Origin of the sequence: Burkholderia sp. AU39826 (assembly GCF_020419965.1) — a bacterium.
In the GTDB taxonomy this organism is placed as follows: domain Bacteria; phylum Pseudomonadota; class Gammaproteobacteria; order Burkholderiales; family Burkholderiaceae; genus Burkholderia; species Burkholderia semiarida.
This window is the reverse complement of the sequence record NZ_JAIZQG010000002.1, coordinates 496,974-509,939: the sequence shown is the minus strand read 5'-3', so window position 1 is coordinate 509,939 and position 12,966 is coordinate 496,974. Positions and strand designations below refer to the sequence as shown.

Here is a 12,966-nt window from a genome sequence, read left to right as displayed (position 1 = left end):
GGAGCCCACAACAATGACGAAGCCGACCAACCATCTGTCCAAACGCGCCCTCGTTGCCGCCGCATTCGTCGCGAGCGGCCTGTTCGCCGCCGCCGGCGCGCATGCCGAGTCGCTCGACGCGATCGTCAAGGCCGTCAAGTTCGACGACATCGCCGATATCGGCAAGCAGCTCAAGAGCGGCAAGCTCGATCCGAACACGCTCGCGCCGAACGGCGACCCGATCCTCGTGATTGCCGCGCGCGAGAAGTCCGACAAGGTCGCGGCCGCGATCGCGACGACGCCGAACGTCGACCTCGAGAAGGAAGACAAGGCCGGCGAAAACGCGCTGATGCTCGCATCGCTGAATGGCGACCTCGGCCTCGTCAAGCTGCTGATCGACAAGGGCGCGGAAGTCAGCAAGAAGGGCTGGGCGCCGCTTCACTACGCGGCGACCAACGGCCAGGACGCGGTCGTCAAGGTGCTGCTCGACCACGACGCGTACATCGACACCGCATCGCCGAACGGCACGACGCCGCTGATGATGGCCGCGCGCGGCAATCATGCGTCGACGGTCACGCTGCTGCTCGACCAGGGCGCGGATCCGCAGGTGAAGAACCAGCTCGGCATCACCGCGCTCGAGTTCGCGAAGCACTACAACGCGCCGGACGCGATCGAGATCCTGAGCAAGCGGACGACGCGTATCGGTGCGGGCACGCCGGCAGATGCTCAAAAGAGTGCAAAATAACGGTTTTTGGTGCGGCGGCGCCTGTCCGGCCAGCCGGCTTCCGGGCGGAGCAGGGCATCCGTTGCCGCACCGGCCAACGCAGCAGGCGGTCTCGGGCCGCCTTGACATAAGAAGGAACACCATGTTGCGCGCAATGTTTTGTGCCGCGGCGTTTGCCGTGCCGTTGTCGGCGGCGGCTTTCACGGGCGCGGATCTCGACCGGCTGTGCGCGAAGACGGACGTCAAGTCGCGGGCGTCGTGCGCGGCCTATATCGAAGGCGCCGCCGACGGCGTCTACAACACGATCGATGCGATCGGCGGCACCACGGGGCCGCGCGTCGGCCAGTATTTCTGCCTGCCGCCCGACATCCGGGCGCAACAGATGACGGACGCGGTGCGCAAGTACATCGCGGAAAATCCGAAGCTGGCCGACTACAACGCGAGCACCGCGGTGTCGCTCGGTCTCGGCAAGGCGTTTCCCTGCAGGAACGGCAGCTGATCTGACGCCGTGTCCGGGCGCGTGCGCGGCCCGGGCGTCGCCGACGCATCCAGGACGAAGCCAGTGGGCTTCATCACTCGAGGGCGCCGATGATTTCAATCGAGGAACTGCAGCGCATCGCCGATGCGCCGCTGCATTCGTGGCTCGGCACGCTGGGCGTGTCGGTCATCGTCATACTGGTCGTCACGGTCGTGCACCGCCTCGGCGCACGCATCGTCAAGCGCATCGCGCAGCCGTATCCGCTGATGAGCGCGATCCTGCGCTACATCGACAAGCCGTCGCTCGTCGTGCTGGCGCTGCTGGCGCTCGAATTCCTGTGGGTCCAGGCCGACGACGGCATGTCGTTCGTGCGCGGCATGCGCACCGCGGCCGCGGTCGGCTCGATCGTGTCGCTCACGTGGCTGCTGGTGCGGCTCGCGGCCGGCGTCGGCGACGCGATCATCCAGGCCCATCCGATCGATACGGCCGACAATCTGCAGGCACGGCGCGTCCATACGCAGGCCAAGGTGCTCGTGCGGACCGTGATGGTGCTGATCGTGATCATCGGCACCGGCGCCGCGCTGATGACGTTCCCGAACGTGCGCCAGATCGGCGCGAGCCTGCTGGCGTCGGCCGGCGTCGCGGGGCTGGTCGCCGGTATCGCCGCACGGCCGGTGCTCGGCAACCTGATTGCCGGGTTGCAGATCGCGCTCACGCAGCCGATCCGGCTCGACGACGTGGTCGTGATCCAGGGCGAGTGGGGGCGTATCGAGGAAATCACCGGCTCGTTCGTGTCGGTGCGGCTGTGGGACCAGCGGCGCCTCGTCGTGCCGCTGCAGTGGATCATCGAGAACCCGTTCACGAACTGGACGCGCAGCAGCGCGGAGATCATCGGCACCGTCTACCTGTCGGTCGATTACCGCACGCCGCTCGCGCCGCTGCGCGAGGAACTCGCGCGGCTGGTCCACGCCGCGCCCGAGTGGGACGGCCGCGTGCAGGTGCTGCAGGTGACCGACGCGACGGAGCGCACGATGCAGTTGCGCGCGCTCGTCAGCGCGGCCGATTCGTCGTCGTGCTGGGATCTGCGCTGCCGCGTGCGCGAAGGGTTGATCGCCTATCTGCAGGACCGCTATCCGCAATGCCTGCCGCGCAGCCGGATGGAGCTGTATCCGCACGACTCGGCGCCCGATGCGCCGAATCGCGAACGGCCGCACGTGCGCTCGCCTGCCGCCAGCACGGCGGCCAACACCGCCGCCGACCCGCAGGCCGTCGAAGGCCGCTGAGCGCGGCCCGGCCCCTGCTTGCCATTTCCCGTTCCCATGACCGCGCTGAAGACGCTTGCCATCGCCAATTACCGCTCGCTGCGCGAGCTGATCGTGCCGCTCGCGGCGCTCAACGTCGTCACGGGCCCGAACGGCAGCGGCAAGTCGAGCGTGTACCGCGCGCTGCGGCTGCTCGCCGATACCGCACAGGGCCGTGTGATCCCGTCGCTCGCGCGCGAGGGCGGCTTGCCGTCGACGTTGTGGGCCGGCCCCGAGCGCTTCTCGCGCGCGATGCTGGCCGGCGAGGTGCCGGTGACGGGCACGGTGCGCAAGGGCCCGGTGAGCCTGAAGCTCGGTTTCGCGTGCGACGATTTCGGCTATGCGATCGATCTCGGCCTGCCGTTGCCGAGCCGTTCGCAGTTCGCGCTCGACCCGGTGGTCAAGCGCGAGTGCATCTGGGGCGGCGCGGTGCTGCGCCCGTCCACGCTGCTGGTCGACCGGCAGGGCGCGCAGATCCGTGCGCGTACCGCGTCGGGCGACTGGCTGACGATTCCGCAGCCGGTCGCGAGCTTCGACAGCATGATGACCGAATTCGCCGATCCGACCGGCGCGCCCGAGATGATCGCGGTACGCGAACGGATTCGCTCGTGGCGCTTCTACGACCATTTCCGGACCGATGCGCACGCGCCGGCGCGCCAGTCGCACATCGGCACGCATACGCCGGTGCTCGCGGACGACGGCGCCGACCTGGCCGCCGCGCTGCAGACGATCCGCGAAATCGGCGATGCCGCGGCGCTCGACGCGGCGATCGACGACGCGTTCCCCGGTGCGTCGGTCGAGATCGACAACCCGGGCGGCCGCGGCCGTTTCGACGTGCTGATGCGCCAGCCGGGGCTGCTGCGGCCGCTGGCGGCGGCCGAGCTGTCGGATGGCACGCTGCGTTACCTGCTGCTCGCGGCCGCGCTGCTGACGCCGCGGCCGCCGGCGCTGATGGTGCTGAACGAACCGGAGACGAGCCTGCATCCCGATCTGCTGCCGGCGCTCGGCCGCCTGATCGCGCAGGCCGCCCGGCGTTCCCAGGTGCTGGTCGTGTCGCACGCGGCGCGGCTCATCGCGACGCTCGAGCGCGAGGCCGGCTGCGAATCGCTGGTGCTCGACAAGCAGCTCGGCGCGACCGCGCTCGTCGATGCCGACTCGCGCGACCTGCCGGCCTGGAAGTGGCCGTCGCGTTGACAGCCTGACGGTGCGCCTGGGGCGTGATCGGTCCGGCCGGGCCCCGCTGCGACGCGGCCGTGACCGGTGGGCCGAATGTATCCGGTCTGTAACAACCCCCAAAAAATGAAAGACCAGCGGTTCCGCTCATCGGGATCGCGAATAATAATGAGATATTCGGCTGGCGCCACGCCGGCCGGCGCCGCATGGACGCACGGCGGGCGCACGCAAGCGCGGAATCCCGCCGGCCGTACCGCAACGGACAGGACACAGGAGACGTGGACCATGAGAATTGCCCAGATCGCCCCGCTGACCGAATCCGTGCCGCCGAAGCTGTACGGCGGCACGGAGCGCGTCGTGTCCTACATCACCGAGGCGCTCGTCGACCTCGGCCACGATGTGACGCTGTTCGCGAGCGGCGATTCGACGACGCGGGCGACGCTCGAGGCCGTGTGGCCGCGCGCGCTGCGGCTCGATTCGTCGATCCGCGACCGGGTCGCGCCGCACATGCTGCTGATGGAGACGGTCGCGCGCCGCGCGAAGGATTTCGACGTGCTCCATTTCCACATGGACTACTACTCGTTCTCGGTCTTCAACCGGCAGGAAACGCCGTACGTGACGACGCTGCACGGCCGGCTCGACCTGCCCGAGCAGCAGCCGGTGTTCGACACCTTCAACACCGCGCCGGTGATCTCGATCTCCAATGCGCAGCGCCAGCCGCTGCCGCAGGCGAAATGGCTGACGACCGTCTATCACGGGCTGCCCGATACGCTGTACATGCCGCAGCCCGTCGAGCCGCGCTATCTCGCGTTCCTCGGCCGCATCTCGCCGGAAAAACGCGTCGATACCGCGATCCGCATCGCGCGCCAGTGCGGGCTGCCGATCCGGATCGCCGCGAAGATCGACGCGGCCGACCAGGAATACTTCGACCGCGAGATCAAGCCGCTCTTCGCGTTGCCGCACGTCGAGTACATCGGCGAGATCGCCGATCACGAGAAGGCCGAATTCCTGTCGGGCGCGCATGCGCTGCTGTTTCCGATCGACTGGCCGGAGCCGTTCGGCCTGGTGATGATCGAGGCGATGTCGTGCGGCACGCCGGTCATCGCATTCAACCGCGGCGCGGTGCCCGAAGTGGTGGACGAGGGCGTGTCGGGGTTCATCGTCGAGGATGAAATCAGCGCGGTGGCCGCGGTGAACCGGCTGCACCTGCTGCCGCGTGCGCGCGTGCGGCAGCGCTTCGAGGAGCGCTTCACGTCGCGCCGGATGGCGCAGCAGTACGTCGACGTGTACCAGTCGGTGATCCGCGCGCAGAAGCGTTCGCGCTTCAAGGTGATCGACTCGACGACCTGAGCGGTCCGATCAGCCTGGCCGACCTGACGCGCGGCGCGGGCGGATAAAAAAACGGCGATGCCCGCGAGGACATCGCCGTTTGCGCATGCCCGGCGCGCCGCGCGCGGGCGGTGCGTCAAGTCAACGTCAGATCTTGAGCTTCGTGACCTTGGTGCCGTTGATCGACACGTCGCCCATCAGGCCGGCGTTCGTCAGCACGACGACCTGGATCGGCGCGGTGGCCGTGTTGGAATCGACCGCGCCGTTCGCGCCCATCTTCACGAGCGCGACCGATGCGCCGGCGCCGGCTGCCCAGCCGTCCGAGCTGCGGAATTCGTCGAGCGCCTGCTGCGTCATGAACAGGAACACGACCGCCTTCGACTGCGCGCCGGCCTGCAGGCCGACCGACAGCGACGACGTGTTGTAGTAGCCGACGGTGCTGCCGCCTACGCGCAGCGCGCCGTTGCCGGACTGGGCGCCGACGATGAAGCCGGCCTGGAGCACTTCGGGGAAGACCAGCACGCCGCGCGATTTCGCGACGAGCTCGCGCGAGCCCTTGACGGTGGAGTACATGCGCGACAGCGTGGCGTCGACGCTCGCGTCGATCGACTGACGCTTCGACGCGTTGGTGGCGGCATTGTCCGGCTTGTCCGGGGTGGTGGTGCAACCGGTGAGCGCGAGGCTACCGACGATGAGCGCGGCGGCGGCTTTGAGCACAAGAGTCCGTTTTTGCATCGTTGTTCTCCATCGGATGATGTTCGGAGTGAGTCTCGCTCAAGGAGCGGATCACGTCGGCAGTTATATCACAGCGGATCAGGGCCACTTTTCGTTGCCACGTGAAAAAGCGTCAAATCGCGCGCGGGTGTCGCGGCGCGCCAACGGACGAAGCGGCGCCCGCGCGACGCATGCCTCGCACAGGGGCGTCGTGCGGGAACGTGCGGGCGATTGCAGGGGCGGCGCCCGCGGCGCGCCGGTGTCAGTGCGTGACGGGGGGAACGGGCGGCTTGATCGGTGGGCGGCGCAGCGCGCGACGGATCAGCGCGATCACGACGCCGCACGCGAACAGGAACGCGGCCGGGACGACCCAGTAGCCGACGAACGCATGCCACAGGTAGCCGGCGAGCGTATTGCGGCGCACGACGTATTCGTCGCGAGCCGCCTGCTGGCGCGGCGCGTTGGCCGCCAGCACATCGGCCGGGCAACCGGCCGCGCGCGCCTCGTCGGCATCCCCGCGGCACTTCGCGGCGGCGCCGGCGGCCTCCTGCGCGTCGGTGAGCTGCCAGGTGGTCAGCGCGAGCTGCAGGTCGGCCTTGTTGTAGGCCATTTCCTCGCGGATCTCGCGCACGGCGACGATCGCGACGGGCACGGCCCAGAACACGATCACGATCAGCCAGCGGCGAAACCAGCGGTGTTGTCTCCATGCCATCCAGGCCTCCGTTTGACGCGCGTGCGCGTTCGTCTCGAGGGCGGCCCGATGGCGCTTCTTGGTCTTGGGTGGGCCGCGTTGCAGCCATCATAGAAGAAAACGCGGCGAATTGCCGCACCCGAATTACCGCCCCTGTGGCGGCGTCGGGACGGCAGGCCGGAAAACGGGGAGGGACAGGCGGTGTGCGTGCGTCGATGCGCGTGCAACGAAAATGAAAATGCCGCGCCCGCCGAAGCGGTGCGCGGCATTCGAGACGGGAGCGCCGGAACTCAGGCGGCCGGCTGATTGCTCAGGCAGCTCTTCATGAACGCCTTGCGATCGTCGCCCTTCTTGCCGGTGGCCTGCGTGTTGCACGCCTTCATCTTTTCCTGCTGCGTCATCGCCTTCGCGGGCTTCGCCGACAGGCAGTCCTTCATGAACGCCTTGCGTTCGTCGCCCGTCTTGCCGGCTGCCTGCGTGTTACAGGCCTTCATCTTGTCCTGCTGGCTGTTCGCCGCGAAGGCGGGGGAAGCCAGCATGCCGCCGAGAAGCAGTGCGGCTACGAGCGATTGGATTTTCATTTCGACACTCCCATGGGGTGAATTGCGCGTGATCGACGCCGTCATGAAGCTCGACGCGACGTGGACAGGGCCACATCGCACCACGCGTTCCGATTATGGCAAATCAAGGTGAAAACACCAAAACGGCACTTTCTATAACGTTGCGGACGCCATGGCCGTTGACGGCGCACGCGGCCAGGAGATCGGGACAAACCATGACGCGCGGCGGCCGGCGCCGGCCCGTCGCGCCGGAACCTGCCGGCTCGCGGCCGCGAGCCATTACAATCGCGGCCATGAATACATCGAACACCGCATCCCCTTCGTCCGCGGCGACATTGCCGCGCATCGCCGTACTTGCCACCGGCGGCACGATCGCCGGCGCCGCGCCCGACGCGGCCAGCACGGCCGGCTACCAGGCCGGCGCGCTCGGCGTCAGTTTCCTGGTCGACGCCGTGCCGGCGCTCGCGTCGGTCGCGCGCATCGACGCGGAGCAGATCGCCAGCATCGACAGCAAGGATCTCGCGCTGCCGCTGTGGAACACGCTCGCCGCGCGGATCGACGCGCTGATGGCCGATCCCGCGATCGACGGCATCGTGATCACCCACGGCACCGATACGCTCGAGGAAACGGCGTACGCGCTGCATCTGGTCGTCCGGGGCGACAAGCCGGTCGTGCTGACGGCCGCGATGCGGCCGGCGACCGCGCTGTCGTCCGACGGCCCGCTGAACCTGCTGAACGCGGTGACGGTGGCCGCCCATCCGGCCGCGCGCGGGCAGGGCGTGCTGGTCGCGTTCAACAACCGGATCCACGGCGCGCGCGACGTCGTGAAGACGAGCACCTATGCGGTCGACGCGTTCCAGTCGCCGGAGCTCGGGGCGCTCGGCTGGGTACAGGACGGCCGCGTCGAATTCGCGCGCCGCATCACGCGCACGCGCGACACGCAACTGGCGATCGCGGCAAGCTGGCCGCCGGTCGAGGTCGTCGCGAGCTATGCGGGCGTGACGCGCACGGCCGTCGATGCGCTCGTCGGGGCCGGCGTGCGCGGCCTCGTCGTCGCAGGCACCGGCAACGGGTCGATTCATGCGACGCTGCAGGCGGCGCTCGCCGATGCGGTGAACGCGGGCGTGGCGGTGGTTCGTGCGTCGCGCGTCGGGTCGGGGCACGTGATGCGCAACGGCGCCGCGAGCGACGATGCACTCGGTTTCGTGAGCGCGGGCTCGCTGCACCCGTTCAAGGCGCGCGTGCTGCTGATGCTCGCGCTCGCGAACGGCATTCACGATCGCGACGCATTGCAGCGCGCGTTCGATACGCTGTGATTCGATGACGGGATGATCGACACGCGCCGATCGCGCGGTGCGCGTCGCCCATGAAGAAAGGCAGGCCGAGCGGCCTGCCTTTTTTGCATCAGCGCTGCGCGAATGCTCAGGACTGCGGCGGAATCACGAGCTTCTGGCCCGGGTAGATCCGGTCCGGGCTCGACAGCATCGGCTTGTTCGCCTCGAAGATCGCCGGGTACTTGTTCGCGTCGCCGTACACTTCCTTGGCGATCGCCGACAGCGTGTCGCCCGGCTTCACGTCGTGGTACCGCACTTCCGGATCGTCCGGCTGCAGGCCGTCGTCGTTGACGCCCGCGACACCCTGCACGTTGCCGGCCGCGACCTTGACCTTCGCCTTCGTGTCGAGATCGGCGACGCTGCCCGACAGCGTGACGGTGCGCGACGCGCCGTCGAACGCGACGGTCAGGTTCGACGTGTCGAGACCTTGCGAGTTGATGTAGTTCTTGATCGCATCGGCCGCGGTCTGGTTCGCGGCATTCGGATCTTCCGCTGCCTGTGCATCGGCGTGACCCAGCAGTTTTTCACCCGCCTCTTTAATAAACGAAAGAAGACCCATCGTTGCACTCCTTAGGTGGTTGAAAAGAAAACGCGCCGTGAAGTGGCGAAAAAAACACCGCGCTGGGTGCGGTCTCCGGAGGGAAACGCAGGCGCGGCGGTTTTCTCGAAAGGCGTGGCGAAAGTGTAGGCGTTCGACGCGACGATTGCATGAAAAATCGCACGCCCGAACGTAAAGAAATGTAATACGCGAAATCCGACAGGCGGACACCCGACGACGACGTCTGACCGACCAAGGCTTCCCCGGCGCCGCCGGGTGCCGCTGCGGACCCCACCACGCCGCTCTCAGCCCAGAGCGGCGTTTTTCGCCCCGTCCCGCATGCCGTTGGCGATGCAGGGCGGGGCGCCCCACCGTGATGCGCGTGTGCACCGCGCATCGATGCGACCGGCCGCGGCCGGATCGCAATCATTCGTCGCGCGCGTCCGCCATCGCAGCACAAACGCGCGTTGCGGCATCCGCGTTACGCGGCCGGCGTCTGGCCGATCTCGAAGTTCGACATGATCTCGAGCGCGCGCACGAGGGCCGAGTGATCCCATGCCTTGCCGCCGTGCGATGCGCACACGCTGAACAGCTGCTGCGCGCTCGCGGTGTGCGGCAGCGCGAGGCCGAGCTTGCGTGCGCCGTCGAGCGCGAGGTTCAGGTCCTTCTGGTGCAGCTCGATGCGGAAGCCCGGATCGAACGTGCGCTTGGTCATGCGCGCGCCGTGCACTTCGAGGATGCGCGACGCGGCGAAGCCGCCCATCAGCGCCTGGCGCACGCGTTCCGGATCGGCGCCCGAACGCGCGGCGAACAGCAGCGCTTCGCCGACCGCTTCGATGTTCAGCGCGACGATGATCTGGTTCGCGACCTTGCAGGTCTGGCCCGCGCCGTTGTCGCCGACGAGCGTGATGTTCTTGCCCATCTTCTCGAACAGCGGCTTCGCGCGCTCGAACGCCTTCTCGGGGCCGCCGACCATGATCGTCAGCGTCGCTTCGCGCGCTCCGACTTCGCCGCCGGACACCGGCGCGTCGAGGTAGTCGCAGCCGAGCGCGTTGATCTGTTTCGCGAATGCCTGCGTGTCGAGCGGCGAGATCGAGCTCATGTCGATCACGAGCTTGCCGGCGCTCAGGCCCTTCGCGACGCCGTCGTCGGCGAACAGCACGTTACGCACGTCCGGCGTGTCCGGCACCATCGAGATGATGATGTCCGCGTGCCGCGCGACTTCGGTCGAGTTCGCGACGACCTTGGCGCTGCCGCGCAGATCGTCCGGGATCGGAAACGCGCCGTTCACGACGAGTTGATGATCGCCCTTGAGCAGGTTGCGCGCCATGTGCGCGCCCATGATGCCGAGGCCGATGAAACCGATGGTTGCCATGTGAAAGTCTCCTGTGGGGCTGAAAACGGAAAGGGTGCGACTCAGGCGGCGCGACGCGCCGAGGCCGGTGCGCAACCGGCCACGCTTTGCAGCCAGCCGAGGCCTTCCGTCGTGGTGGTGCGGGGCTTGTATTCGCAGCCGACGTAGCCGGCATAGCCGAGCCGGTCGAGCAGCGCGAACAGGAACGCGTAGTTGATCTCGCCGGTGCCCGGCTCGTTGCGGCCAGGGTTGTCCGCGAGCTGGACGTGGCCGATCGACGCGAGGTTGCGTTCGATCGTCGCGGCCAGTTCGCCTTCCATGCGTTGCATGTGATAGATGTCGTACTGCAGGAACAGATTGTCCGACCCGACCGCGCGGATCACGTCGAGGCCTTCCGACGACCGGTTCAGCGCGAAGCCCGGGATGTCGAAGCGGTTGCACGGCTCGACGAGCAGGCGGATGCCTTCGCGCTTCAGCGCATCGGCGGCGAAGCGCAGGTTGTCGACGATCGTCACGAACGTCTTGTCGCGCGCCGTGCTCGCCGACGGGATGCCGACCAGGCAGTTCAGCTGCGGCACCTTCAGCGCCTTCGCGTAGTCGATCGCTCGGCCGACCCCTTCCTGGAATTCGCCGACGCGATCGGGCAGGCACGCGATGCCGCGCTCGCCCTGGTCCCAGTTGCCGGCAGGCAGGTTGTGCAGCACGAGGCGCAGGCCGTGCGTCTCGAGCCGCTCGGCGAGTTCTTCTTTCGCGTACGGATACGGAAACAGGAACTCGACGGCGTCGAAGCCCGCGTCCGCGGCCGCCTTGAAGCGGTCGAGGAACGGCACTTCGTTGAACAGCATGGTCAGGTTTGCAGCAAACTTCGGCATGAGCGTAAGCCTCTTCGGTCGGTCAAAAATGTCGTGCGGTTCAGTCGAGCATCGAGATCGCGGTCGGTGCGTGCTCGGCCTTTTCGGCGAGCTCCTCGAATTCGTTGATCGCGTCGATCTCGGTGCCCATCGAGATGTTCGTCACGCGCTCGAGGATCACCTCGACGACCACCGGCACGCTGAACTCTTCCGCGAGCGTTTGCGCCTGGCGCAGCGCCGGCTCGATCTCTTCCGGCTTGAACACGCGCAGCGCCTTGCAGCCGAGGCCTTCGGCAACCGCCACGTGGTCGACGCCATACCCGTTCAGTTCGGGTACGTTCACGTTGTCGAACGCGAGCTGCACGCAGTAGTCCATGTCGAACGCGCGCTGCGCCTGGCGGATCAGCCCGAGGTACGAGTTGTTCACGACGACGTGCACGTACGGCAGCTTGAATTGCGCGCCGGCCGCGAGCTCCTCGATCATGAACTGGAAGTCGTAGTCGCCGGACAGCGCGACGATCGGGCGGCTCGGGTCGGCCGCACGCACGCCGAGTGCGGCGGGGATCGTCCAGCCGAGCGGGCCGGCCTGCCCGCAGTTGATCCAGTTGCGTGCCTTGAACACGTGCAGGAACTGCGCGGCGGCGATCTGCGACAGGCCGATCGTGCTGACGTAGCAGGTATCGCGGCCGAACACCTTGTTCATTTCTTCATACACGCGCTGCGGCTTGACCGGCACGTTGTCGAAGTGCGTCTTGCGCTGCAGCGTGCGCTTGCGCGCCTGGCACTCGGACACCCACTCGCCGCGGTCCTTCAGCTTGCCCGCGGCCTTCCATTCCCGCGCGACCGCGACGAACAGCTCGAGGGCCGCCTTCGCGTCGGACACGATGCCGAGATCCGGGCCGAACACGCGGCCGATCTGCGTCGGCTCGATGTCGACGTGCACGAACTTGCGGCCCTTCGTGTAGACCTCGACGCTGCCCGTGTGGCGGTTCGCCCAGCGGTTGCCGATGCCGAGCACGAAGTCGGACGCGAGCATCGTCGCGTTGCCGTAGCGGTGCGACGTCTGCAGGCCGACCATGCCGGCCATCAGCGGGTGATCGTCGGGAATCGCGCCCCACGACATCAGCGTCGGGATCACCGGCACCCCGACCGTTTCGGCGAACTGCACGAGCAGGTCTTCGGCCGCCGCGTTGAGCACGCCGCCGCCCGACACGATCAGCGGCTTGTCGGCGTCGTTGAGCATCGCGAGCGCCTTCTCGATCTGCGCGCGGGTGGCCGCGGGCTTGTAGACCGGCAGCGGTTCGTACGTGTCGATGTCGAACTCGATTTCGGCGAGCTGCACGTCGATCGGCAGGTCGACCAGCACCGGGCCCGGGCGGCCCGAGCGCATCAGGTGGAACGCCTGCTGGAACACGCGCGGCACGAGCGCCGGTTCGCGCACGGTGACGGCCCACTTGGTGACCGGCTTCGCGATCGATTCGATGTCGACGGCCTGGAAGTCTTCCTTGTAGAGGCGCGCGCGCGGCGCCTGGCCCGTGATCGCGAGGATCGGAATCGAGTCGGCCGATGCGGAGTAGAGGCCGGTGATCATGTCGGTGCCGGCGGGGCCCGACGTGCCGATGCACACGCCGATGTTGCCCGGCGCCGCCCGCGTGAAGCCTTCGGCCATGTGCGATGCGCCCTCGACGTGGCGCGCGAGCACGTGGCTGATGCCGCCCGACTTGCGCATGGCCGAGTAGAACGGGTTGATCGCCGCGCCCGGCACCCCGAACGCGGTCTGGATGCCTTCCTTCTCGAGCACGAGTACGGCTGCGTCGACGGCTCTCATCTTGGCCATGAATGTCTCCTTGAATATGGCGGATCGTGCGAATCGGTCTGTTGGGGACACTTTAGGGATGCAGGAAAGGTTTGATAAGATCAGCCGAAGTCGCTTATTTCGA

The 12,966-nt window shown here is 67.7% G+C and carries 13 protein-coding genes; 6 read left to right on the top strand and 7 right to left on the bottom strand.

What is annotated here, in order from left to right; genetic code table 11:
• The first annotated feature begins 13 nt into the window (after window positions 1–13).
• The 5 genes from LGM42_RS07165 to LGM42_RS07145 all read left to right on the top strand — a co-directional run bounded on the left by LGM42_RS07165 (window position 14) and on the right by LGM42_RS07145 (window position 5,005).
• Entirely contained in the window at window positions 14–724 is a 711-nt protein-coding gene (locus tag LGM42_RS07165) for an ankyrin repeat domain-containing protein (protein WP_060316539.1), read from the top strand.
• Between the two features lie 121 nt (window positions 725–845).
• Entirely contained in the window at window positions 846–1,202 is a 357-nt protein-coding gene (locus LGM42_RS07160) for a Rap1a/Tai family immunity protein (RefSeq protein WP_059585248.1), read from the top strand.
• Between the two features lie 89 nt (window positions 1,203–1,291).
• Window positions 1,292–2,464: a mechanosensitive ion channel family protein gene (locus tag LGM42_RS07155; RefSeq protein ID WP_060966215.1), complete on the top strand. Its 1,173-nt coding sequence runs from the start codon at window positions 1,292–1,294 to the stop codon at window positions 2,462–2,464.
• 36 nt (window positions 2,465–2,500) lie between these two features.
• Window positions 2,501–3,676 (top strand): AAA family ATPase, encoded by a 1,176-nt coding sequence (locus LGM42_RS07150; RefSeq protein WP_226231869.1) that lies wholly within the window; start codon window positions 2,501–2,503, stop codon window positions 3,674–3,676.
• Between the two features lie 264 nt (window positions 3,677–3,940).
• Window positions 3,941–5,005, top strand: a complete 1,065-nt coding sequence (locus LGM42_RS07145) for a glycosyltransferase family 4 protein (RefSeq protein WP_060316529.1) — start codon at window positions 3,941–3,943, stop codon at window positions 5,003–5,005.
• Between the two features lie 126 nt (window positions 5,006–5,131).
• Here the strand turns inward: LGM42_RS07145 and LGM42_RS07140 are convergent, their stop codons facing one another.
• The 3 genes from LGM42_RS07140 to LGM42_RS07130 all read right to left on the bottom strand — a co-directional run bounded on the left by LGM42_RS07140 (window position 5,132) and on the right by LGM42_RS07130 (window position 6,970).
• Window positions 5,132–5,719, bottom strand: coding sequence for a YSC84-related protein (locus tag LGM42_RS07140; protein WP_059585252.1), 588 nt, complete (start codon window positions 5,717–5,719; stop codon window positions 5,132–5,134).
• Window positions 5,720–5,960: 241 nt separating this feature from the next.
• Window positions 5,961–6,410 (bottom strand): hypothetical protein, encoded by a 450-nt coding sequence (locus tag LGM42_RS07135; RefSeq protein WP_226231868.1) that lies wholly within the window; start codon window positions 6,408–6,410, stop codon window positions 5,961–5,963.
• A 269-nt stretch (window positions 6,411–6,679) separates the two neighbouring features.
• Window positions 6,680–6,970, bottom strand: a complete 291-nt coding sequence (locus LGM42_RS07130) for a PsiF family protein (RefSeq protein ID WP_059585254.1) — start codon at window positions 6,968–6,970, stop codon at window positions 6,680–6,682.
• Window positions 6,971–7,242: 272 nt separating this feature from the next.
• Here LGM42_RS07130 and LGM42_RS07125 point away from each other — a divergent pair, with 272 nt between their 5' ends.
• Entirely contained in the window at window positions 7,243–8,265 is a 1,023-nt protein-coding gene (locus LGM42_RS07125; protein WP_059585255.1) for an asparaginase, read from the top strand.
• Window positions 8,266–8,371: 106 nt separating this feature from the next.
• On the opposite strand, the gene lysM is transcribed toward LGM42_RS07125, so the two are convergent.
• The 4 genes from lysM to gcl all read right to left on the bottom strand — a co-directional run bounded on the left by lysM (window position 8,372) and on the right by gcl (window position 12,863).
• A complete protein-coding gene (lysM, locus tag LGM42_RS07120; protein ID WP_059585256.1) occupies window positions 8,372–8,842 on the bottom strand; it encodes a peptidoglycan-binding protein LysM in 471 nt (156 codons plus the stop codon).
• 460 nt (window positions 8,843–9,302) lie between these two features.
• A complete protein-coding gene (locus LGM42_RS07115) occupies window positions 9,303–10,196 on the bottom strand; it encodes a 2-hydroxy-3-oxopropionate reductase (protein WP_059585257.1) in 894 nt (297 codons plus the stop codon).
• Between the two features lie 41 nt (window positions 10,197–10,237).
• Window positions 10,238–11,047, bottom strand: a complete 810-nt coding sequence (gene hyi / locus LGM42_RS07110) for a hydroxypyruvate isomerase (protein WP_059645599.1) — start codon at window positions 11,045–11,047, stop codon at window positions 10,238–10,240.
• 40 nt (window positions 11,048–11,087) lie between these two features.
• On the bottom strand, window positions 11,088–12,863 hold the full coding sequence (gene gcl / locus LGM42_RS07105) for a glyoxylate carboligase (RefSeq protein ID WP_226231867.1): 1,776 nt from the start codon (window positions 12,861–12,863) through the stop codon (window positions 11,088–11,090).
• Window positions 12,864–12,966 lie beyond the last annotated feature (103 nt).

Coding starts and splice junctions, on each gene's coding strand:
- LGM42_RS07115 (WP_059585257.1), bottom strand. CDS start 10,196: ATGGCAACCATCGGTTTCATCGGCCTCGGCATCATGGGCGCGCACATG.
- gcl (WP_226231867.1), bottom strand. CDS start 12,863: ATGGCCAAGATGAGAGCCGTCGACGCAGCCGTACTCGTGCTCGAGAAG.
- LGM42_RS07140 (WP_059585252.1), bottom strand. CDS start 5,719: ATGCAAAAACGGACTCTTGTGCTCAAAGCCGCCGCCGCGCTCATCGTC.
- hyi (WP_059645599.1), bottom strand. CDS start 11,047: ATGCCGAAGTTTGCTGCAAACCTGACCATGCTGTTCAACGAAGTGCCG.
- LGM42_RS07135 (WP_226231868.1), bottom strand. CDS start 6,410: ATGGCATGGAGACAACACCGCTGGTTTCGCCGCTGGCTGATCGTGATC.
- LGM42_RS07150 (WP_226231869.1), top strand. CDS start 2,501: ATGACCGCGCTGAAGACGCTTGCCATCGCCAATTACCGCTCGCTGCGC.
- LGM42_RS07155 (WP_060966215.1), top strand. CDS start 1,292: ATGATTTCAATCGAGGAACTGCAGCGCATCGCCGATGCGCCGCTGCAT.
- lysM (WP_059585256.1), bottom strand. CDS start 8,842: ATGGGTCTTCTTTCGTTTATTAAAGAGGCGGGTGAAAAACTGCTGGGT.
- LGM42_RS07165 (WP_060316539.1), top strand. CDS start 14: ATGACGAAGCCGACCAACCATCTGTCCAAACGCGCCCTCGTTGCCGCC.
- LGM42_RS07130 (WP_059585254.1), bottom strand. CDS start 6,970: ATGAAAATCCAATCGCTCGTAGCCGCACTGCTTCTCGGCGGCATGCTG.
- LGM42_RS07145 (WP_060316529.1), top strand. CDS start 3,941: ATGAGAATTGCCCAGATCGCCCCGCTGACCGAATCCGTGCCGCCGAAG.
- LGM42_RS07160 (WP_059585248.1), top strand. CDS start 846: ATGTTGCGCGCAATGTTTTGTGCCGCGGCGTTTGCCGTGCCGTTGTCG.
- LGM42_RS07125 (WP_059585255.1), top strand. CDS start 7,243: ATGAATACATCGAACACCGCATCCCCTTCGTCCGCGGCGACATTGCCG.